General features: G+C 74.7%; 22 protein-coding genes. 7 read left to right on the top strand and 15 right to left on the bottom strand.

Annotated elements, in window-relative coordinates:
• The first annotated feature begins 136 nt into the window (after positions 1-136).
• Positions 137-367 carry a DUF2188 domain-containing protein gene (locus tag ABT023_RS24265; protein WP_350888697.1) on the top strand — a complete coding sequence of 77 codons (231 nt, stop codon included), beginning with the start codon at positions 137-139 and terminating at the stop codon, positions 365-367.
• A gap of 125 nt (positions 368-492) precedes the next feature.
• Here the strand turns inward: ABT023_RS24265 and ABT023_RS24260 are convergent, their stop codons facing one another.
• The gene (locus ABT023_RS24260; RefSeq protein WP_350888696.1) at positions 493-945 is read right to left on the bottom strand and encodes a hypothetical protein; all 453 of its coding nucleotides are present in this window, start codon (positions 943-945) and stop codon (positions 493-495) included.
• A gap of 441 nt (positions 946-1,386) precedes the next feature.
• Here ABT023_RS24260 and ABT023_RS24255 point away from each other — a divergent pair, with 441 nt between their 5' ends.
• Entirely contained in the window at positions 1,387-1,833 is a 447-nt protein-coding gene (locus tag ABT023_RS24255) for a hypothetical protein (RefSeq protein ID WP_350888695.1), read from the top strand.
• A 41-nt stretch (positions 1,834-1,874) separates the two neighbouring features.
• Entirely contained in the window at positions 1,875-2,240 is a 366-nt protein-coding gene (locus tag ABT023_RS24250; RefSeq protein WP_502890746.1) for a hypothetical protein, read from the top strand.
• A gap of 93 nt (positions 2,241-2,333) precedes the next feature.
• On the opposite strand, the gene ABT023_RS24245 is transcribed toward ABT023_RS24250, so the two are convergent.
• The 7 genes from ABT023_RS24245 to ABT023_RS24215 form a co-directional block, all read right to left on the bottom strand.
• Entirely contained in the window at positions 2,334-3,629 is a 1,296-nt protein-coding gene (locus ABT023_RS24245) for an MFS transporter (RefSeq protein WP_350888693.1), read from the bottom strand.
• A gap of 129 nt (positions 3,630-3,758) precedes the next feature.
• Positions 3,759-4,064, bottom strand: coding sequence for a DUF2470 domain-containing protein (locus tag ABT023_RS24240; RefSeq protein ID WP_350888692.1), 306 nt, complete (start codon positions 4,062-4,064; stop codon positions 3,759-3,761).
• Entirely contained in the window at positions 4,061-4,732 is a 672-nt protein-coding gene (locus tag ABT023_RS24235) for a biliverdin-producing heme oxygenase (protein WP_350888691.1), read from the bottom strand. The genes ABT023_RS24240 and ABT023_RS24235 overlap by 4 nt, the downstream gene beginning before the upstream one ends.
• On the bottom strand, positions 4,729-5,619 hold the full coding sequence (locus ABT023_RS24230) for a heme ABC transporter ATP-binding protein (RefSeq protein ID WP_350888690.1): 891 nt from the start codon (positions 5,617-5,619) through the stop codon (positions 4,729-4,731). The genes ABT023_RS24235 and ABT023_RS24230 overlap by 4 nt, the downstream gene beginning before the upstream one ends.
• The gene (locus ABT023_RS24225; protein ID WP_350888689.1) at positions 5,616-6,704 is read right to left on the bottom strand and encodes a FecCD family ABC transporter permease; all 1,089 of its coding nucleotides are present in this window, start codon (positions 6,702-6,704) and stop codon (positions 5,616-5,618) included. The genes ABT023_RS24230 and ABT023_RS24225 overlap by 4 nt, the downstream gene beginning before the upstream one ends.
• Positions 6,701-7,762 carry a heme/hemin ABC transporter substrate-binding protein gene (locus tag ABT023_RS24220; protein WP_350888688.1) on the bottom strand — a complete coding sequence of 354 codons (1,062 nt, stop codon included), beginning with the start codon at positions 7,760-7,762 and terminating at the stop codon, positions 6,701-6,703. Before ABT023_RS24220 ends, ABT023_RS24225 begins: the two co-directional genes overlap by 4 nt.
• Positions 7,759-8,595 (bottom strand): neocarzinostatin apoprotein domain-containing protein, encoded by an 837-nt coding sequence (locus tag ABT023_RS24215; RefSeq protein WP_350888687.1) that lies wholly within the window; start codon positions 8,593-8,595, stop codon positions 7,759-7,761. Before ABT023_RS24215 ends, ABT023_RS24220 begins: the two co-directional genes overlap by 4 nt.
• A 190-nt stretch (positions 8,596-8,785) precedes the next feature.
• Here ABT023_RS24215 and ABT023_RS24210 point away from each other — a divergent pair, with 190 nt between their 5' ends.
• The 3 genes from ABT023_RS24210 to ABT023_RS24200 all read left to right on the top strand — a co-directional run bounded on the left by ABT023_RS24210 (position 8,786) and on the right by ABT023_RS24200 (position 12,493).
• A complete protein-coding gene (locus ABT023_RS24210) occupies positions 8,786-10,288 on the top strand; it encodes an HtaA domain-containing protein (protein ID WP_350888686.1) in 1,503 nt (500 codons plus the stop codon).
• Between the two features lie 91 nt (positions 10,289-10,379).
• A complete protein-coding gene (locus ABT023_RS24205; RefSeq protein ID WP_350888685.1) occupies positions 10,380-11,561 on the top strand; it encodes a WxL protein peptidoglycan domain-containing protein in 1,182 nt (393 codons plus the stop codon).
• Positions 11,558-12,493 (top strand): hypothetical protein, encoded by a 936-nt coding sequence (locus ABT023_RS24200; protein WP_350888684.1) that lies wholly within the window; start codon positions 11,558-11,560, stop codon positions 12,491-12,493. The genes ABT023_RS24205 and ABT023_RS24200 overlap by 4 nt, the downstream gene beginning before the upstream one ends.
• A gap of 34 nt (positions 12,494-12,527) precedes the next feature.
• Here ABT023_RS24200 and ABT023_RS24195 read toward each other — a convergent pair whose 3' ends face one another.
• The 3 genes from ABT023_RS24195 to ABT023_RS24185 form a co-directional block, all read right to left on the bottom strand.
• Positions 12,528-13,973, bottom strand: coding sequence for a DUF8189 domain-containing protein (locus tag ABT023_RS24195; RefSeq protein ID WP_350888683.1), 1,446 nt, complete (start codon positions 13,971-13,973; stop codon positions 12,528-12,530).
• Positions 13,974-14,082: 109 nt separating this feature from the next.
• Positions 14,083-15,393, bottom strand: coding sequence for a hypothetical protein (locus tag ABT023_RS24190; protein WP_350888682.1), 1,311 nt, complete (start codon positions 15,391-15,393; stop codon positions 14,083-14,085).
• Positions 15,300-15,617 carry a hypothetical protein gene (locus ABT023_RS24185; protein WP_350888681.1) on the bottom strand — a complete coding sequence of 106 codons (318 nt, stop codon included), beginning with the start codon at positions 15,615-15,617 and terminating at the stop codon, positions 15,300-15,302. The genes ABT023_RS24190 and ABT023_RS24185 overlap by 94 nt, the downstream gene beginning before the upstream one ends.
• An 87-nt stretch (positions 15,618-15,704) precedes the next feature.
• On the opposite strand from ABT023_RS24185, the gene ABT023_RS24180 reads away from it, so the two are divergent.
• Positions 15,705-16,265 carry a DinB family protein gene (locus ABT023_RS24180; RefSeq protein ID WP_350888680.1) on the top strand — a complete coding sequence of 187 codons (561 nt, stop codon included), beginning with the start codon at positions 15,705-15,707 and terminating at the stop codon, positions 16,263-16,265.
• A gap of 29 nt (positions 16,266-16,294) precedes the next feature.
• Here the strand turns inward: ABT023_RS24180 and ABT023_RS24175 are convergent, their stop codons facing one another.
• From ABT023_RS24175 to ABT023_RS24160, 4 genes are all read right to left on the bottom strand, one after another.
• Entirely contained in the window at positions 16,295-16,474 is a 180-nt protein-coding gene (locus ABT023_RS24175; RefSeq protein WP_350888679.1) for a hypothetical protein, read from the bottom strand.
• A 191-nt stretch (positions 16,475-16,665) separates the two neighbouring features.
• Positions 16,666-18,249 (bottom strand): methyltransferase domain-containing protein, encoded by a 1,584-nt coding sequence (locus ABT023_RS24170; protein ID WP_350888678.1) that lies wholly within the window; start codon positions 18,247-18,249, stop codon positions 16,666-16,668.
• Between the two features lie 154 nt (positions 18,250-18,403).
• Positions 18,404-19,399: a peptidoglycan-binding domain-containing protein gene (locus ABT023_RS24165; RefSeq protein ID WP_350888677.1), complete on the bottom strand. Its 996-nt coding sequence runs from the start codon at positions 19,397-19,399 to the stop codon at positions 18,404-18,406.
• Between the two features lie 35 nt (positions 19,400-19,434).
• A complete protein-coding gene (locus ABT023_RS24160) occupies positions 19,435-21,312 on the bottom strand; it encodes a hypothetical protein (protein ID WP_350888676.1) in 1,878 nt (625 codons plus the stop codon).
• Positions 21,313-21,351 lie beyond the last annotated feature (39 nt).

Below are 21,351 nucleotides of genomic sequence, written 5' to 3'. Positions count from 1 at the left end.
TCGGCGTTCCCGCCGACGCCGGGTGGGCACCGCCGGCACCACGGGGAGATGCCTGGCCGGTTGTTTGGCCAGGGGTGTTTCCGGCAAGTAGGTGGTGGCAGCACGAGTGCACGCGACGGACAGACGGGAGTCGGCAATGGTCAAGGGCGACATCGACACGTACCAAGAGGACGGGCAGTGGAAGACCCGCGCCGAGGGCAACCAGCAGGCCAGCAGCACCCATGACACCAAGGACGACGCGCAGGCCCGGGGGCGCGAGATGGCGGCGGACCGCGGCGTCGAGCACGTGATCAAGAAGCAGGACGGCACGATCGGGGAGAAGAACACGTACCCGCGTAGCCGCGACCCGCGGGACATCGAGGGCTGACCGGGCCGGAGAGCCTACGCCGGCACCCGGACCAGCGTCGGAAGAGCAGATGGATGCGGGGCCCGCCCCACGTGGCCGGCCCCGCATCCATCCGTACGGGGACGACGCTCGTCCGGCCGGACCGGTCAGTCCGACGGTGGCGCGAAAGGGCGGCGGCGGGGCTGACGCAGCTCCCAATCGGCCGGACAGAGGTACGCCCACGCGGCGGCCGTCACCGAAAAGTGATTGGGGACGGCGTCGCCCCAGTTCAGCGGGTGGTCGGCGACGTGCCGCAGATAGCGTTCGAGGACGGCCTGGAAGTGGTACTGCGGATCGGCCCGCCAGAGCGCGTGCGGTTGCTCACGCATCCAGGAGCAGGCGGCGTCGCCCTCAGCGATCAGGTCGCCCGCGGGCGGCAGCACCGGCACCGGGGCGTCGCTGCTCAGGTCGCCGTACTGCTTGAGGTAGGCCAGGTACCCGTCCTCGTCCCGGGGATGGAGGACGTGGACGCCGAGCACGGCGACCGGGCCGGCGAGGACGCCCACGGCCAGACCCAACGCGATCCGCATCCGCATCCGCATCCGCATCCGCATCCGCATCCGGTGATGGTAGGCCGACGGGAACCCTGACATGGGCCCCCGCTGCGGCCGGATCCCGGCGGACGACGGCCCCGGAGGCAGCCGGCGCCGCCGACGACCCCACCAGCGGAAACGCGGGCAAAAGCGGGCACTGCGGACTACGCAAACAACTGTCGACATTCTGACACGCGGCCCCCTGAGCGCTGCGGTGATCCAGTCCCCTGTCCAGGCCGCCAACGGGCTTCTGACCTGCGCATATGGTTGATTCATGTGGTTCGGGACCGCAGCCAGGCCGCGCGACATGACCCGCGGCACGGAGGGTGATGCGAGCAGGCGCACCCGGGGCTTTTCCCCGGCGTCATGTCCCGACACCGCGGCGGCAGCGTCGTCGCGCGGTGCCACCTTCGAAGATCATCGGTTGTCCGTGCGTCGACGGGGCCGCACCTGGGAAGGGAGTGTGCAATGGGGAGCTTGCGGGATCGGACGAGCAACCGGGTGTACGAGTTCGCGGTCCTCGCCACCACGCCCGTGTGTGGCCTCCTGATGGCCGTTGGTGGCATCCGGCCGCATTCGCTGGAGGTGGCCATGCCCGACCCGGTCCGGGTCCTGTGGGAGTTCGGCCTGATCGTGGTCGGCGCCGCGGGCCTGCTCGGCATGTTCTGGCCGGGGCAGCTCAGCACCGGGCTCGGCATCGAGCTCTCCGCGGTGCTGGCGCTGGGCGCGATCGCCGCGATGTACGTGATCGCCGTCCTGGTGGTCGCCGGAGACCAGGCGGTGGTGGCGGCGTCGTTCGTCGGGGCGGTGGCGCTCGGATCGTGGCTGCGTTCGGCCGAGATCGTGGGATCGCTGCGCTGGCTGATCCGGATGCACCACCCGCAATCTGATCCGTGCTCGAAGGTGCAGACATGATCGCCGCATCGAACCCGGACACCCCGTACTGGGCCCAGTTGATGATCTCCATGCTCGGGATGCTCGGGGGCGCCGGCGGGCTTGCCGTGCTGGCCACGGTGACCGTGCAGCGGCGGAAGCTGAAGGCCGAGACGGCCGGAGCACTGACCGATGCGGCGCTGGCCCTGGTGCAGCCGCTGCGGGCGCGGGTCGCCGAGCTGGAGGCCGAGGCGCTGACCGTCCGGGAGCAGCTGACCGCATCCCAGCGTGAACTCCAGGAACTTCGGAGCACGGTGTGGGACCTGACCATGACGCTGGAGCGGTGGCGGGAAGTGATCATGGCACCAGGCGCGACCATCCGCCGGGTGCAGTCACTCGTGGCGGAGGACCGTCGTGCACCCGGCCAGTCCCCCCGCCGCCTGCCGTGAGCCGGCTTCCGGGGCAACGGTCGGCGGCTGACGCCCGCCGGACGCGGGGCAGGCACCTCTCCCGGCATCGTCGCCCACGCCACCGGAGCCGGGTCAGGCTCGGCCGGCCGGTTCGGCGGGCACGGTGACAGGGGGGTCCCCCGGTCCGCCGTCGGATCGCCCGGCCGGCATTGCATCGGGCGCGGGCGCGGAGGCCACCGTCCGCAGCCGGCGGACGTCCCGGCTGGCCAACATGCCGACGACGGAAAGCACCACCAGCGCCGCGAGGATCAGCAGCGTCTCGCGGGTGCCGATCGCCCCGGCGACCGGCCCCACCGCCACCTGACCCAGTGGAATGGCGACGAAGGACCCCAACATGTCGTACGAGTAGACCCGGGCCAGCCGCTCGGCGGGAATGTGCTGCGCGATCGAGGTCTCCCAGGCCACCGCGAACTGCTCGACGGCGATCCCGACCGCCACCCCGGCCACCACCAGCACGGCGACGGTCGGCGCCAGGGCCAGCCCCAACAGCAGGAACGACTCGGCGAACATGCAGGCCACCCCGAGCAGCAGCAGCCGGCGCGCCCGGATCCGCAGGGCGATCAGCCCACCCACGACCATCCCGACGGTCTGCGCCGCCAGCACCACGCCCCAGGCACCGCGCCCGATCGTCTCGTCGGCGACGGCCGGGCCGAGCACGTTCACCCCGCCGGCCAGCGCCGCGTTGAGGACCATGAAGCCGAGCACCACCACCCAGACCCAGGTCCGCGCGGTGAACTCGCTCCAGCCCTCCCGCAGGTCGGCCAGGATGCTCGTGCCGGTGCTCGTCGACCGGGTGGCGGCCACCCGGACACCGGCGAAGGCGACCGCCGCGAGGGCGAAGGTGAGCGCGTCGACGGCGAGGCCCCAGCCGGGCCCGGCGGCGGCGACCAGCAGGCCACCCAGGGCCGCCCCGCCGATCATGCCGGCGTTCATGCCAAGCCGGATGAGCGCGTTCGCCGGCTGGATCAGCTCCGGCGGCACGGTCTGCGGCGTCGCGGCGGCCGACGCCGGCTGAGCCAGCGCGCTCACGACGCCGTTGGCCGCACCGAGCACCAGCAGCAACGGGATCGTCGCCGTGCCGGTCAGCACCAGGGCGGCCACCACCGCCTGGGTGAGCGCACCGAGCACATTGGATCCGACCAGCACCAGCCGACGCGGGATCCGGTCGGCCAGCACCCCGCCGAAGAGCACGAACAGCACGTTCATCAGCGACCGTGCGCCGACCACCAGGCCCAGGTCGCGCACCGAGCCGGTCAGATCGAGCACGGCGAAGGCCAGCGCGACGGGAGCGATCGCGTTGCCCAGCATGTTGACCAGCCGACCGGCAGCCAGGTGACGGAACGCGGCGTACCGCAGCGGAGCAAACATCAGCCCTCCATGTGGAAGGGCGATGATAACGCCGACGTGGTGCCCCGCCACCGACACCGATGGCGGCACACTCAGCGTCGTCGCGGGCAGCGGGACACCGGGCGGACCAGGTGGCCCGCCACGGCGGGGTCAGCCGGCCGGACGCGGCGGGAGCCCGAGCCGCTGGCACGCCTCCTGGTACATCCGTACCACCTCCTGCCGGATCTGGACGCGCTCGGTCAGCCGGTGGGCGAACGGGACGCGCACCGGAACCTCGATGTCGTGCACGGTGACGGCGAACTCCATCCCGTCGACGTCCAGCCCGGTCACCCGGGCCCGGGTGGCGGCCGGCTGCCCGCCGAGCGCCCGACAGATGAGCAGCGAGTCCCCGGCGTGGTCGTCGTTCATGTGCCGGCTGACGGCGGCGACCACCTCCGGGGGGAACGGGGCGCTCACGCCGCCGCCGCCGTGTCGCCGCCCGGCACGAACCGGGACAGGCCGGCGAGGACCTCGGTGTTGTGCCGGTACGCCACGAGCACCTCCGTCAGCAGGGTGGCCCGCCCCGCCTCGTCGAGCGGGAGGGCGTCCAGCCTGGCCCGGTAGGCGTCCTTGTACGCCCGGGGATCGGGAATCCGGTCGAACCGGTAGAACGCCGCGCCGGCCTCCCCCGTCAGGCCGTGGTTCCGGGCGAGCGACCGACCGATGTGCAGACCGCCGGAGAGGTCGCCGAGGTAGCGGGTGTAGTGGTGGGCCACGAACCGTTCCGGCGAGGCGGCGCAGACCTCGCCGATGCGCTCGGCGTAGGAGACGGTCGCCGGGTCCGGGTCGACCCGTCCGCGCCAGTCGGGCCCGAGCAGGAACTCAAGGTCCGCGGCGAGGGCGGGCAGCCGGGTCAGCGCGTCGTCGACGAACGGGCCGGCGAACGGGTGGTGGCGCATCGCCTCGGCGGCGTGCTCCAGCGCCTCGTAGATCACGTGGTGCTGGACCACCATCGCGGTGTATCCGGACCGGTCCAGGTCGCCGGCCACCAGGGCGGTGACGTACCGCTGGGACTCGGCGGCCTGGTGGGCCTCCCGGCCGGTGGCACGCAGTTGCGCCGAGAACGGGATGCTGGTCGTACTCATCTCTCCTCCAGGGTGACGGGGGGTCGCGCCGGTGGCCGGCGTCGGGGGACGATCAGCGGCAGTCGGGTACGCGGGTGCGGCACGACCTCGATGTCGTGCCGGTAGACCTCGCTGAGCAGCGGGGCGGTGAACACCTCGGCCGGCGGGCCCACGGCCCGCACCCGGCCGTCGGCGAGCAGGGTAACGGTGTCCGCGTACGCGCCGGCCAGGGCCAGGTCGTGCAGCACGGCCACCACGGCGTCGCCGGCTCGCGCCCGGTCACGGGCGATCCGCAGGACCAGCTCCTGGTGGCGCAGGTCGAGGGCGGCGGTCGGCTCGTCGAGCAGCAGCACGACGGCCTGCTGCACCAGCGCCCGGGCCAGCGCGACGCGCGCCTGCTCGCCGCCGGACAGCGACGGGTACGGCCGGGCGGCGAACCCGGCCACGTCGCACCGCCGCAGGGCTTCGGCGACGATTTCGTCGTCCCGCCGCTGTTCGGGCCTGCCCGCCCAGGGCGCCCGTCCCATCCTCACCACCTCGTCGACCGTGAACGGAAAGCTCAGCGTGCTGCGCTGGGGCAGCACGGCCCGGCGCATCGCCAGCTCCACCGGGGACCAGCCGGCCAGCGGCAGCCTGTCGATCTCGATGGTGCCCGCTGCGGCCGGCAGATCGCCACTGACGGCGGCCAGCAGAGTGGACTTGCCCGCGCCGTTCGGCCCGACCAGGGCGTGCACCTCGCCGGCACGGACCCGCAGGTCGACCCCGTCGAGCACCGGCCGCCCGGCGCGGGCCACGCGCAGGCCGGTGACCCGGACGCGGGTGGCACCGGCCGGCACCGGTACCGGCACGCGGGGCGCCGACCAGCGGCGCGGCCTGCCGCGCGCCGCCCCGCCTGCGAACGGGCTCATCCCCAACCTCCGGCCCGGCCCCGGGTGCGGCGCAGCAGCCAGAAGAACGCCGGCCCGCCGACTACCGCGGTGAGCACCCCGAGCGGGAGTTCCTGGTGGTCGACCAGGGTGCGGGCGGCGAGGTCGGCCACGATCACCACGATCGCCCCGCCGAGCGCGCTGGCCGGCAGCAGCACCCGGTGTCCCGGGCCGGCGACCATGCGGACCAGGTGCGGCACCACCAGGCCGATGAAGCTGATGATGCCGGTGAAGGCCACGGCCGCCGCGCCGAGCAGCGCGGTCACCACGATCATCCGGATCCGCAGCCGCTCGACGTCGACCCCGAGGTGTCGGGCGGCGGACTCGCCGAGGGCGAGCAGGTCGAGCCGGCCGGCGTCGGCGTACGCGACGCTGAGCCCGACCACCAGGCAGGGCGTGGCCAGGGCGACCGCCGACCAGTTCGCCGGGGCGAGGCTGCCCAGGTTCCAGAAGGCGATGGCCTGCACCCCGGCCTCGTCGCCGACGAACATGAGCAGGCCGATCACCGCCCCGGCCACCGCGTTGACCGCCACGCCGGTCAGCACCAGGGTCACCACCTCGGTCCGGCCGCCGGAGCGGGCCAGCAGGTAGACGGCGTACGTGGTGGCCAGCCCGCCGGCGAAGGCGGCGGCGGGCACCGTCCAGCCACCCAGGACGGTGACGCCGGTGACGATGGCCAGGGCCGCCCCGACCGCCGCCCCGGCGGACACCCCGATCACGCCGGGTTCGGCCAGCGGGTTTCCGAACACGCCCTGCATGACGGCGCCCGCGCAGCCGAGCGCGGCACCGACCACGGCGGCCAGCACCACCCGGGGGAAGCGGACGATCCACAGTGCGTTCTCGCCCTGGGGGTTGGCCGGCGGGGTGCCGACGTCCAGGCCGAGCCGGTGCAGGACGGAGCCGAGCACCTCGGCCGGGGAGACCTGGACCTGCCCCCGGCCCGCCGCGACGAGGACGACCAGCACCAGGGCGGCACCGAGCCCGGCGAGGAGCGCCGGCCCGCGCCCGCCCCGGCGGCCCGAGACGGGGCCCGCCGGGCGTCGGGCAGTGGCGTCGACGCCGGTCACGACGGCTTCCCGCAGGAGTACACGGCCGAGGCCAGGGCCTGCACGGCCGGCCCGGATCGGGTGCCGAAGGTGAGCAGGACGCCGTCGTCCATGTCGACGATCCGGCGGGCCGCGCCGGCCGGGGTCTGCGCGACCCCGGGGAGCTTCAGCAGGCCCTCGACGCCACCGACGGAGGCGAGGCCGGCGCTCATCACCAGGATCACGTCCGGTGCCGCGTTGATCAGGCCCTCGCTGGTCAGCGGGCGGAACTTGGTCAGGCCGGCGGCGCTGCCGGCGTCCACCCCGCCGATCGCCTCGATCATCGCGTCCGAGCCGGCTCCCCGGCCGCCGATCAGGTAGACACCGGCGGTGCCGCGCAGGTAGAGGAAGGCGATCCGGGGGGCACTGCCCCGCGGCGCGGCGCGGCGGGCGGCGGCGATCTCGCCCTCGACACGGGCCACGAGCTGTTCGCCGGCCGCCGCGACGCCGAGGGCCGCCGCCACCGCGCGGATGTGCCCCGGTACGGCGGCGAGGGTCTGCTCGGCCTCGACCATGACGACGGGGATGCCGGAGGCGCGGAGCTGACGAAGCGCCTCCGGCGGCCCGATGGTGTCGTCGGCGAGGATCACGCTCGGGTTGAGGGCGAGCACCGCCTCGGCGGACAGGTCGTGCCCGGCCGGGGTCACCACCGGCAGATGCGCGGCGGACGGGAAGGTGCTCGAGGTGTCACGCCCGATGACGTTGCCGCCGAGGCCGAGGGCGAACACGGTCTCGGCGATCGACCCGGAGAGGTTCACCGGCAGGATCCGGCCGGCATCGGTGACGGTGACGGCGACGCCGTCGGCGGAGGTGACGGTGGCCGGGAGGGCAGGCGTCGGCGCGGGCCGCAGCGCGGTGACGTCGGTGCTGTCGATGGTGGCGGTGACCGGCCCGCAGGCCGCCGGGTCCGCCGGGGCGGCGTTGGTGCTGGGCGTGGAGCAGGCGGCGACGGCCCCGACGAGCAGCGCCAGCACCGCGGGCAGGCAGGGACGGCGGGCGGCTGGCGGGGCGGTCCGGCGCCGCCCGGCGGGGGTGGTCACCGGGCCGCTTTCCGGCGGCGCCACCGGCGCAGGACCAGCAACGCCGTGGCCGCCGACACGAGGATCAGCAGCCCGGGGACCCACCCCCGGCCGACACCCGAGGCCGCGCTGACCCGGCTGACCGCCAGCTCGGTCGCGCCGGCCCCGGCCCCGGGGGCACCGTCGGCGGCGGGGGTTCCGGCAACCGGGGCACCGGCAGGGGTGGTGGGACCGGTCCGACCGGCCGCGGTGGCCGGCGGGGCGGTGGGAGCACCGGTGGTGCCCGACGCGGTCCGGCCCGGGGCTGCGGCGCCGGTCGGCACCGGGCGCGGGGTGGCCGGCTTGGAGGCGGCGGCGCGGGCGAAGGTCACCGGCACCCGGACGTCCTGGGACCGGTCGGCGGCGCGGGTGTGATCGGCGCGGGTGATGACCGCGCACCGGCGGGTGGCGCAGTCGACGGTGCCGATGGTGGGGGTGACCCGGAGGGTGGCCCGGAACGTTCCGCCCGCGCCGTAGGGTACGGCCAGCCCTTCGCCGTAGGAGGGCGGGTTCGACGAGATCCAGTGGGACGCCCCGAGCTCGCCGGTGGTGTCGGCGCCCCCGCCGCACGGGCTGGGCACCGCGCCGGCCCCGTTGTCCACACAGAACGCCACGTAGATGCCCTTGGTGACGTCGTACCCACGGCCGGAGACGGTCACGGTCGCGCCCGAGCTGCCCAGCCCGGTGCTCGGGGTGACGGTGAGCGTCTGACCGCCCGCGCCGCGGCCGGTGCCCGCCCGCGCGGGAGCCGGAGCGGCGGCGACACCCAGAGTGATCAGGGCGGTGGCCAGGATGGCGTGGCGCCGTGCTCGCATCGGACTCCTCACGCGACAGGGGACGGCATCGACCAGCCGACCGGAATTAGGTTTGCCTAACCTAAGTCACGAACCCGCTGCTCACAAGGGGTTGTTCGGTTTCGGATCTTGACTCGATCGCGGATGGCGGCAGAATTAGGTTTGCCTAACCTTAATCACCGTCCGTAACGGATCGAGAGAGGAAATCAGCATGGTCCGATCCACAGCCGGTCACGCCTGGCGGCGGTCGATACGTTGGGCGGCGGTCGCCACCCTGGGCCTGTCGGCCGCACTCGCGGGCGCCGGCCCCGCCTCGGCAGCCGAGGCCGACATCACCGGCGGCAGCCTGACCTGGGGCTTCAAGCAGACGTTCCGCACCTACGTCTCGGGCGGCAACGGCAGCCCGCCGATCGCGGTGAGCAACGGGGCCACCGTCAACGCCGACGGGACGTTCACCTTCCCGTCGACGGGGGGCACCCACGACTCCGCCACCGGCGCCACCAGCGCCCGGTACGGCGGCACCGTGGTCTTCTCGTACCCCGGGCACTTCTTCAAAATCACCCTGGCCAACCCGACCGTCGACGTCTCCGGCGGCACCGCCGCCCTGAAGGCGGACGTGGACCTGGTCACGACGGCGGCCGAACCGGTCTCGGTGCGGCAGGCGACCATCGCCACCCTCGCCGTGAACGGCGGCAACCCCGGCGGCGGCGCGGGCGCGGTGACCGGCACCGGCCTCGCGGCGACGCTGACCAGCGCGGGCGCATCGGCGTTCAACGGCTTCTACGCCGCCGGCGACGCGCTCGACCCGGTGTCGTTCACCGCCACCACCGGTGGCACCGGGCCGGCGGGTCCGGCCGTGTCGGTCACCCCGTCCAGCGGGCTCGACCCGGCCGGGGCGACGATCACGGTCGAGGGCTCCGGCTTCGACCCGGCGGCCAACCGGGGGGCCGGCTTCTACGTCTCGTTCGGCCCGAAGGTCGACCAGCACTGGCTGAACGCCGGCGTGTTCCAGGTGACCAAGTGGGTGAGCGCGGCGAACGAGCCGACGGCGTCGCGGGACAAGCTCAACGCCGACGGCACCTTCCGCACCACGCTGCCGATCAGCGCGGCCTACACCGACAGCACCGGCAAGCAGGTCGACTGCCTGGCGGTGCAGTGCTACGTGGTCACCTTCGCCGCGCACGGCTCGACCGACCGCAGCCAGGACACCTTCGCCCCGGTCACCTTCACCCGGGCCGGCACCGGCGGCGACGCCCAGCAGCGGATCACCGCCACCGTGACGGGCGGCCCGCTGACCCTGAGCGTGGCCGGTTCCGCCGTCGCGCTGCCGGCCGTGACCAACGGTCAGGTGGCCAGCGGTGACCTGCACGACGCCACCGTGGCGGACCTGCGGGGCACCAACGCCGGCTGGAGCCTGGTCGGTGAGGTGTCCGACTTCACCTCCGCCACCGGCGGAGTCATCGCCGCGGACAACCTCGGCTGGACGCCGAGCGCGGTCGCGGTCGACGACCCGCTCGGGGGCACCGTCGGCACCGTCACGCCGGGCGCGGTCGCGGCCCCGGGCGCCGGCCTCGGGGCGGCCCGGGCACTGTGCACCTCGCCCACCGGGGCCAGCGGCGGCACCTTCGCCTGCGGCGCCCAGCTCAACCTGGGCGTGCCGGCGTCCGCCGCGGCGGGCGACTACACGACGACCCTCACCCTGACCCTCTCCTAGGTCGGGACCGGGTCACCGGTGGGGCGGGACGTTCCCCGTCCCGCCCCACCGGCCGTCCGGCCCACCGCGTCCACCCCCTCCGGAGCCCGGCATGTCCCTCGTCACCCTCCTGTCCCGGACCGGCGCCGCACTCGCCGCCGTGCTGCTCACGGCGGCGCTCGCGCCGCCGGCCGCCGCCACGCCGCCGCCGGCCGCCGCCCCCACGCCGGCCGCCGCGTCCACGCCGTCGCCGGCCGGCACCGCGCCCGCGCCGGGCCGCGCCGGGCCGGCGTCGCCGGCTCCCGGACCCGCCGCCACCCGATGGGCGGTCCAGCCGTCCGGGCCGAAGGGCCCTACCGGACGTAACTACTTCGTCTACGACCTGGCCCCCGGCAGCACCCTCACCGACCATGTCGGCGTCAGCAACCTCAGCAACCGGCCGCTGACCTTCCAGGTGTACGGCACCGACGCGTACACCACCGCCGACGGCGCGTTCGCCCTGCTGCCGGCGGACCGGGCGGCCACCGACGTCGGCTCCTGGATCAGCTTCGAGCGGCGGAGCTGGACGGTGCCGCCCGGCAAGCGGGCCGACCTGCCGTTCCGGCTGAGCGTGCCCGCCAACGCCACCCCCGGCGACCATGCGGGCGGGGTGATCGCCGCCATCGCGCAGGCCCGCACCACCGCCGACGGGCAGCAGGTCCGGGTGGACCAGCGGTTGGCCGCGCGGGTCTACCTCCGGGTCGCCGGCGAGGTGCGCCCCGCCGCCACGATCGAGTCGGTACGCGTCAGCTACGACAACCCGGTCAACCCGGCCGGCGGGGGCGATGCCGTCGTCAGCTACCGGCTGCGCAACACCGGCAACGTACGCCTCGGCGGGACCGGCACGGTTACCCTCGACGGTCCGCTCGGCTGGCGGCTGGCCCGTACCGCCCCCGTCGACCTGCCCGAACTGCTGCCCGGCGCGGTCTTCACCGTCACCGAGCGGGTCACCGGCGTGCCGCCGGCGCTGCGGCTGACCGCCGAGGTGGACCTCGCACCGACCACCGTGGACACCGCGCTGCCGCCGGTGCTGCGCACCGCGACCACCTGGGCCCCGCCGTGGCTGCTGCTCGCCGGGCTGGCCGTGCTGGCCGGCTGGCTCGCCGCCCGTTGGCGCCGCCGCGTCGCCGCCGCCGCGCGGGCAGTCTCCGCCGGCGGACCGGCCGTGGCCACGGTGGCGGACCCGGGTCAGCCGGCCGGCGGTCGGTTACCGGCGGCCCGGCCCGCCACCGGCCCCGCGACCGACACGCCGTGACCCCGCTACCGCTGATCGGCGTCGCGCTGCTGGCGCTGGCCGCCCCGGTGCCCACCCCCGCGCCCGCACCGGCCGGCACGCCGTCGGCGGTGCCGGGGCTCGCCGTTCCGGCCGGCACGCTCCGGGCCGGTCAGCAGGTCCTGGTGGCCCTGCGCGGTTGGCCGGCCGGCACCGTGCAGATCGAGGTCTGCGGCAACGCCGGCCGGCGCGGCGCGCTCGACTGCGCGGCCAGCCACGCCAGCGACGGGCACGTGCCGCCCTCGGGGGCGGCGACCCTGCCGGTGGTGCTCGCCGCCCCGCCGGTCGCCTGCCCCTGCGTGCTGAGGGCCCGCACACCCACCGGCTCCGCCCGCGCCACCGTCGCCCTGCCGCTGACCGGCGTGACCGCGCGCCCCGCCCCGGCCCCGGCCGGCACGCCGGAGCTGGTCGTCGTCGGCCTGCGCGCCGCCGACCGCTCCGGGATGGCCGGCTGGTTCGGCCTCCCCGGGGACCTGACCGTGGACCTCACCCTGCGCAACGCCGGCCCCGTCGACGTGGTCGACCCCCCGTTCACGTTGCTGTTCGGCCGCCCCGGGCGGGTCCATGGGGTGGTCGACGCCCCGGCGCTCGGCACGATCGCGGCCGGGCAGACCCGGCAGTACCGGCTCCGGGTCCCGATGGACGTCGCCACCGTCGGCCGGCACGAGCTGCACGGCCGGATCGAACCGCCCGGCCGGCCGCTCGCCTTCACCGTCGAGGCGGCCCGCCAACCCTGGGGCCTGCTGGCCCTGGCCGCCGCGCCGGTCGTGCTGGCGCTGGCCCGGACGCGTCGGCGTCCCCCACCGGGGCGGCCGGACAACGCCGGTGGCGGCCGGGCGGCGACGGGAGGCCCCGCCCCGGCCGTCGGGGAGCCGGCGATGGACGGCGGCCGTTCGACCGGCCCGAAGCCCTAGGCTCGGCGCGAACGCGTCCGGCTTCGGACCCTGGTCATCGGCCCACGAGCCCCAACTGGGTGGAGTTGTCGGGGAGGCCGGCGAGCGAGACCCGGCTGCCCCTGGCCGGCGTCGGGGTTCCGACGCCCGGCAGGCTGTTGAACGCTGTCCAGGAACCGCCGGTGCCACGCACCCGGTGGTAGATGGCGTCGTCCGCGCCGACGATGACCACCTGCGAGGTGCCGTCCGGCAGCCCGGCGACGGTGACGTCCTTGGCCACCGCCGGGCTGCTGGTGCCGACGCCGTTGAGCGGCTGGAACGGGCTCCAGGTGCCGTTGGCGGACCGGATGCGGTGGTGCAGGTAGCCGTTGGAGCCCGCGATGACGACCTGCGACGACCCGTCGGGCAGGCCCGCGACGGCCACGGCGCTGCCGAGCGCCGTCGTGCCGGTGCCGTTGCCGTCGAGCGGCTGGAACTCGCTCCAGGTGCCGTTGGCGTTGCGGACGCGGTGGTAGATGCCGTTGTCCAGGCCGACGATGACCACCTGCGCGGTGCCGTCGGGCTGCCCCGAGATGGCGACGTCCCTGGCACCGGCCGGGCTCGGGGTGCCGAAACCGTTGAGCCTGCCGAATGCGGTCCAGTTCCCGTCGGCGTGGCGGATGCGGTGGTAGACCGTGTCGTCGGCGCCGACGATCACGACCTGGGCCGAGCCGTCGGGCAGGCCGGCGATGGCCACCCGCTTCCCCCGCGCGGTGCCGGTGGTGCCGACGCCGTTGAGCGGCTGGAACTCGCTCCAGGTGCCGTTGGCGTTGCGGACGCGGTGGTAGACGCCGTCGTCCAGGCCGACGATCAGCATCTGCGCCGTGCCGTTGGAAAGGCCGGCCACCGCCATGTCCTTGGCGCTGCCGTGCGCGGGGGTCTGGTAACCGTTGAGCGGCTGGAATCCGGTCCAGGCCCCGCTGGCGACGCGGATCTGGTGGAACATCGGGCCGCCGGCGTCCACCGGCGGGTTCTGCGCGATGTAGGCCAGCGGATTGAGATAGGCCCCGGCAGGGTTGATCATGTGCCAGTGCAGGTGCGGCCCGGTCGAGCTGCCCGATCCGGGCGCGCCCGCGGCGCCGCCGGACAACCCGACGACCGCGCCGGCCGGAACGTACGTCCCGTTGGCCAGTGCGAACTGGGACAGGTGGAGATACTGACTGCGGTAGCCCTCGGAATGGCTGATGGTGACCGTGTGTCCGCCGCCGCCGTTGAAGGGCGTGTTGGTGACCGTGCCCGCCCCGCACGCGGGCAGCGGTGTGCCCACGCGCATCCCGAAGTCGATGCCGCCCCGGGAGCCCCGGTTGAGGTGATCCTGCCACCCGTTGGTGATCGGGTACCCCCCGAAGGGGTTGTGGATCGCCGGGCCGGCGTAGGCCCGACCTGGCAACAGGAGCCCCCCGGCGGACAGGCCGGTCAGGGCCACCGCGCCACGGATGAGACTTCTTCTCGCGACTCCCATGTGCTTTCCTCTCCCGAGCGTGGCTGATCAACCACGGCAGAGGCATTCCTATATGTACACGCATGGAAATATCAATGCCCCGACCTTGCCGCCGGGCCGGGAACCACCGCTACCGCTCCTTGAGGCGGCGGTTGACCTCCTCGGAGATCCGTCGGTTCAGCTCGGCCAACCGCTCGTCGGTGTACGTGGCCAGGTCCTTCAGGTCGGGGCCACCGTTCGCCGCCTCGTCCTGCTGCTTCTGCCGCTCCCGACGTTGCAGTTCCTGCTCCTCGGGCGAGCCGGGGGCGGCGTACGCGCACCGGACCAGGGCACCGTCGGCGCTCTTCAGGCAGGTCGCCTCCCGCCCGTTGACCTGGCCCCGCCCCTCCACCCGGTACCGGATGCTCTGCGCACTGCCGAGCGTGGCGGTCCAGGTGCTGCCGCCGGTCGGCACCACCTCGAACACCTGGTCGTCGTTCCAGCAGCAGACGTCCCGGTACTCCGCCTTGATCAGGGCGACGATCGCCTGGGGCGACGACCAGGTCGGGCTGAGCCGGTGCACGGTCAGCGGGGCGAGCCCGCCGCCGGAGTGCCGGGTCGGCACCGTCGACACCGCCACCACCGAACTGGCCTCGCCCTGCGGGGTGAGCGGGGTGACGTACGCGCTGCCTCCGCTGCCGTCGCGGTGGCGCAGGGTGAACTCCGACTCGTTGCCCTCGTTCGCGCCGTCCTCGGAGGCGTCCCAGCCGCTGCGCTCGAACCACCAGTCGGCGAAGCCGCCGACGGCGGCGGTGCCCTCCCGCTGCTCCGCGGCCAGGCTGATCGGGTAGGACGGTCCGGGCACCTTCGTCGTGTCGTCGGTGATCGTGACCTTCCCGGTCCGGCCGTCGTACAGCGCCACGCCGGCCGGCCGCTCGGTCACCACCAGGACTCCGGTCTGGCGCTTCAGCGGCACCACCACGACCGGGGTGTCGCCCCGGCAGTGCACGTACGCGTCGTCGGCGGAGAACCGGGCCCAGCGCCGCTCGGCGGAGATCTTCCGGCCCAGGTTGTGGGTGAACCAGCCGCCGATCCGCGCGTCGGCGGTCGACACGTCGAACTGGCACCGCTGCTGCGCCCGGCTGTTGCCGCCGAGCGGCACCTCCTGCACCAGGCCGACCTCGTAACCGGTCAACCAGCCGCGCCGCTCGACCAGGACGGCGAACCGGTCGGAGTCGGGCAGGTAGCTGACGTCGGTGATCTCGCCGGTGACGTCGCCCAGGTTGGGCGCCGCCTGTGCCTGGCCGACCACGTACGGCGCACGCGCGGTCAGCTCCGGGACCGGATCGGTCACGACCCGCATGGTGCTCACGTACGCCCGGTCCTGGAGGTACTCGCCGTAGGCCAGCCAGAACGCCCCCAGCGCCAGCCCGACGGCGGCGCCCAGCCAGCCGAGGACCACGATCCCGCCGGCCGCCGCGGGCGTGGTCCCGCGGCGGCGGAGCCGGTGGTGAGCAGTCGCACCAGGAACGGCGCCCCGGCGAGCAGGGCCACCAGGGCCGGCGCCACCAGCCAGGGCACCAGTTTGCGCACCTCCCACACGAGGACGGTGGTGGCGTACGAGGCACACCAGCCGACGGCGGCCAGCAGAAGAATCGGGATGCCCACCCGCAGCGTCCGGCCCATCGACAGCCCTCCTCGCGAGATGACGAGCTTCGATCCTATTTCGGCCGGTCAACACGGCTGTCGGTTCCTGCGGGTAGCGTGCCGGACATGGGCGTCGACTGGAATCACGAGTTGCTCGACCAACTCGACTGGCACTGGCGTCAGCAGGCACGGGCTCGCCTCGACGGGCTGACCGACGCCGAATACCACTGGGAACCGGCACCGGGCGGCTGGGGCGTGCGGCGGCGCGGGCAGAGCCCGGCGCCGATGGCGGTCGGGCAGGGCGAACACCTGATGGACTACGCCTTCCCCGAGCCCGAGCCGCCGCCGGTCACCACGATCGCCTGGCGGCTCGGTCACATCATCGTCGGGGTGTTCGGCCGACGCAACGCCGCCCACTTCGCCGGCCCGCCGGTCGACTACCACACCTTCGGGTACGCCGGCACGGCCGCCGAGGCGCTGCGGCAGCTCGACGAGGCGTACGCCCACTGGAGCGACGGCGTACGCGGCCTGGGCCGCGACGGGCTGGACCGGCTGTGCGGCCCGGCCGAAGGGCCGTTCGCCGACTATCCGATGGCCACGCTCGTGCTGCACATCAACCGGGAGGCGATCCACCACCTCTCGGAGGTGGCCCTGCTGCGCGACCTGTACCCGCGCCTCGCCCGCTGAGCACCCGCCGGGGCCGGCAGCCCCCTGCCTCAGCCACCGCCCATGGTCGACGAGCTGTTGTCCGACGAGTTGCCCCGCCGTGACGTGTACCGGCCCGCCCGCCGCCCCGCCCTCGCGCGACGCCCCAGCACCGTGATGATCGACAGCAGCACCGCGGCGAAGAGCACGGGTATGCCGACTGCCACCGCCGCGACCGTTCCACCCGACACACCGATCACCTCTCCCCGGCTCCACGACGCGAGGGGCACAGCCCACCCCCACGCCTGGAAGCCCTCTCCGATGGGCCGAGACCGATTCTCCTCCCCGCGCCCACGGCGGGAGACCGTCGAGGCCGGGCGGCTGCTGCGGGCACCGACCGGCACGCCGGCTCACCGGCTCGAACAGCGACCGCCGGGGCCGGTCAGGCTCGGCGGCGCGCCACCAGGACGGCGTCGTGGACGGTGATGTCGCGTCCCTCGGGGTCGACCGCGACGCGTGGCCGGGCCTCGGCGGCCAGCACCTGCCACCTAGTCGGGTCGAGCGAGGACGCGACCTCCTCGCCGGTGAACATCATCTCGGGGAAGTGCATCCTGCGGGCGGTGGTGCGCAGGTCGAACGGGTGGTGCCCGACGATCAGCAGGGTTCCCCCGGGGGCCACCGCGGCGGCCAGCCGGGCGAACAGCTCCCGCCGCGCCTCGCCCGGCAGGTGCATGAACTGCGACGACACCAGGTCGTACGCGCCCTCGGCGGGCGGCTGGTCGCGCAGGTCCGCGCGCGTCCACCCGATGCGGCCGGCGACCTGCGGACCAGCGGTCGCGGCATGGGCGGCGGCCCGCTCCAGGGCGGTGGCGGAGATGTCGACCGCCGTGACCCGCCAGCCCCGTTCGGCCAGCCAGACGGCGTCGGCTCCCTCGCCGCAGCCGACGTCGAGCGCCCGGCCCGGCGGCAGCTCGGCGGCGTCCGCGACGAGCTGCGGGTTCGGGCGTCCGCTCCACACCGCCGCTCGGGACCGGTACCGCTCCTCCCAGGCGGCCTCCTCGAACATCGTGTCCGCCTGGTGCCGGTAGGCGGCCACCGCGTCCCGGGTCTCCTCGGCGACGAGGTCGGCGTTGATCGCCGCGCCGGCGGCCAGACCCGCCGCGGCGGCCGTGATCACCTGGGCGCGTACGTCGGCCACGTTGCCCGCCACCCACACGCCGGGCACGGCGGTGGCCCCGGTCGGGTCGGCGGGGACCTGGCTGCCGATGACCTGCCCACCGAACTCCACGTCGGCCGGCTTCAGGCCGAGCGACTCCAGCACGCCCGCGCGGGCGGTGAACCGGGGCGCGACGACCAGCGCGTCCAGCTCGACCACCTCGCCCGAGGCCAGCCGCACCCCGGTCAGCGTGTCGCCGGCCACCTCCAGCCCCGCGACCGGGCCGTCCACGACGGTGATCCCACGCGCCGCGAGCCGCTCGGTCTCCTCGGCGCCGGGCGTCGTACCGTGCAGCAGCAGCATCACGTGCGGGCTCCACTGCCGCCACAGGTCCGCCTGGTGTGCGGCCGTCGGGCCGGTGGCCAGGACACCGAGGCGCCGGTCCCGGACCTCCCACCCGTGGCAGTACGGGCAGTGCAGCACGTCGCGCCCCCACCGCTCGGCCACCCCCGGCACGTCGGGCAGCTCGTCCACGAGCCCGGTCGTCACCAGCAGCCGCCGCGCCCGCACGCCGCGCCCGCCGTCCAGCGTCACGACGAACCCGTCACCGTCCCGCGACGCGGTCTCGGCCCGACCGGCGACGACCTCGCCGCCGTACCGGGTCACCTCGGCACGCCCGGCGGCCACCAGATCGGCCGGCGGCGTGCCCTCCCGGGTCAGGTAGTTGTGCACGTGCCCGGCGGGCGCGTTGCGCGGCTGTCCGGCGTCCACCACCAGCACCGACCGTCGCGCCCGTACCAGCGCCAGGGCCCCGCTCAACCCGGCTGCGCCCCCACCGACCACCACCACGTCGTACGTCTCGTCCGCCATGTGCGTCCCCTCCGCTCGTCTGGGCCAACCGTTCCGCGGGCCCCGCCGATCCGACAAGTAAATTTGCCGTTCTGGCAAACGACGAAATCGCGGCGACGTGACCGGCGGGAACGGGTACGGCGGTCCCGGGTGACCGCCGTACCCGTTCCCAGGGTCAGTAGCCGACCCTGACCTGCATCTGCCGCCAGGTCTGCGGGCCGACGACCCCGTCGACCGTGATTCCGCGCATCCCCTGGTACCACCGCACGCCGGCCTCCGTCCGCGCGTCGAAGGCACCGGTCGCCCGGCCGCACCGCCGCTCCCCCACGAACCGCTGGACGAAGGCCACGTCGTCGCCGTTCGTCCCCCGGCGCAGGGTGCGTGAGCCGGGCACCCGCCCGGTCGGCGTCGGCGCGGCCGGCGTGGTGGCCTCGCGCAGCGCGGCGACCGTCCACGGGCCGACGACGCCGTCCACCGCCAGCTTCCGGGCCTGCTGGAAGGTACGCACCCACGCCTCGGTGGCGACCCCGAAGTCCCCGTCGACGGCCAGCCTGGCGCCCAGCCGGCCGGCGACGGTCTGCAACTCGCGCACGTCGCTGCCCCGGCTGCCACGCCGCAGCACCCGGTCACCGAGCTTCGGCACGGGCGCGGTGACGATCCCCCAGCTCCGGTCGCTCCGCTCCGCCGACGGGGTGTGGCTGACGCTGACGTGCAGGTGCTTGTCGTGCGGGTTGCTGCCCGTGTACCGGGCCGGGGTGAAGCCCCGCGTCCGGCTCCAGATCGTCCGGTTGAAGATCACGTACTGGGTGGACGGGTGCGCGATGCACTTGCGGATCACCAACGCCGGGTCGATGCCGTCCCGGTCGACGTCGAGCGCGTTGACCGAGCGGTCGTCCGCGTCCGGGTTGTGGTCGGAGGTGCCGGCCTGGTGGGCGGCGTCGCCGATCCAACCGTCCGAGGCGCGGTCCCGGTGCGGCCAGCGCCGGTCGATCTCGTCGCGCAACAGCCGCAGCGTCGGCGCCAGGTGGTACGCCACGAGCCCGGGTGCCTCCGGCGACGGCTCCTCCTCGGCGGCGAAGAGGTCGTACTCGACCGCCTCCCCGATCCGGCTGCCCGGATCGTCGTCCTCCGGGGTCCGGTCGACGTCGACCTGTTCGATCACCGCGTCCACCTCGTGCTCCTCTCTGCTGATCGCCGGTGGGGTCGTCACGCGGCGGTGGGGGTCGCCGACGCCGGATCGGGCGTCGGATCGGTGGCGGCCGGGGCGGGCCTGACGGTGTGCGGCGCGGCGGCGGGAACCTCGGCCACCAACGGGTCGAGATCCGCGCGGACCGCCGAGACCTGCCAGAAGAAGGCGTGCGACGCCTTCGACCCGTCGACGGTGCGGACCCGGAACTCGCCGGCGGTGACCCGGGACGCCGCCAGCGCCGAAACCGGCTCGTCGTCGTCGAAGACCGGGGTGAGCTGGACGGTGCGGCCCTCCAGCCGGGTCAACGCCTCGAAGTACTCGGGCAGGTCGACGGTGGCGGCCCCGTCGACGAGCCGACCCTCGCCCCGGTAGTAGACGCCGTTCTCGGGGCCCTCCAGTGCGGCGTGCACCAGCAGCCGGCGGTCCGGATCGGCCGGGTCGTCGAGCGGGTGGTCGATGACGAACTGCTTGGTCCGGCCGACGATCTTGCCGCTGGCGGCCTCCAGCGAGATCGGGTACGGGCCGCCGACCGGCCCGGCATACATCGCCCCGGAGACGAACAGGTCGAAGGTGCTGACGCCCCCGCCGCTCCAGTCGGGAATCGAGTTCGGGCTCGTCTTCACCCCGAGTCGGCCGTTGACCTGCAGGTCACCGCCGAACAGGCCCCGCTTCTCCACCCACAGGCAGCCCGCGTCCGGCTCAGAGCTGCCGCCGTGCCCGACGTACACGCCCTGGGTGTTGAGCAGGAACAGCCGCTCCGGGCCGCTCAGGTGCAGCCGGCCGGCCCCGGCGAGATATCCCGAGGCGGGGAGGTTGACGTTCCCGCCCACCCCGAGCGCCCCCTGCACGGTCAGGTTCCCGCTGGAACCGGCCTCCTTGACCACGAACAGCCCGGCGCCGGCCCGGACCGCCACCTGGCCGTCGCTGAGCAGGTTCAGCCCGCCGCGTCCGCGCACCCGGGCGGCCCGCAGTTCGCGCACCTCCAGGTCCGCGTACTCGCGGCTGTGCAGCGGGTAGCCCAACGAGGGGGTGACCGTGCTGGAGTCGACCAGTTCGAAGCCGCGGCCGGCCCGGAAGGAGAGCTGCCCGTGCTGGACGCCGGGCCCCCAGAAGCCGAGGCTGGCAACCACCTGGTCGGCCTGCACGGCGGTGCCGTCGAGGCTGCCCAGGTGCAGCATGCTCTGGCTGATCCGCAGCCGGTCCGCGCCGGCCTGGTGGAAGGTGATCGCGTCGTCGGGGTCGTTGTTGTTGCCGATCCGCAGGACGGTGTTCTCGCCGACCGCCGCCCAGTAGCGGATGAACGCCTCGTCGCCGACCCCGCCCCCGGCGTTGGCGGGGAACTGGATGCCGGCCTGCGGCGAGTTGCCGACGGACGGCACGATCGCCCCGGCCGGCACCCGCAGGCCGGCGACCAGCCGACCGGTGGCCTGCACGGTCACCACGCCCTGGCTGCGGACCACCCGGCCGAGCACGATCGCGCGCCCCGGGTCGGCCGGCGGGGCGGTGGTCAGCTCCACCCGGCCCTCCTCGGTCCACCGGGTCTCGGCGGCCACCCCGCCCTCGTCGCGCCGGTCGGTCAGCGTCTCGGAGTAGCGCAGGGTGACGTGGAACGTGCCGTCGCCGGGCGGGCTCACCCGGCGGCCGGCGGGCACCACGATGAGCAGCCCGTCGGCGTCGACCGCCGCGCCCTCGGCGACCGTGACGTCGCCCCCGGTCGCGGTGAGCTCCAGCCCGCTCACCACGCCGACCGGCTGCCGCAGCCGGGCGGTGAGGTGCTGGCGGGACAGCAGGTAGTCCACCGCCTGGGTCAGGTCGGCGGCCCGCAGGTACTGGTGGTCGTAGTACCGGGGCCGGGCCATCGGCAGCGGCACGTCGTTCTTCCAGTTGATCGTCATCGGTTTCTCCGCGCGGTTTCGAAATCGGTGGATACGGGC

Source organism: Micromonospora sp. NPDC002296 (genome assembly GCF_040296145.1).
GTDB lineage: Bacteria > Actinomycetota > Actinomycetes > Mycobacteriales > Micromonosporaceae > Micromonospora.
The sequence above is the reverse complement of the archived record's forward strand: the minus strand, read 5'-3'. Positions and strand labels throughout refer to the sequence as shown.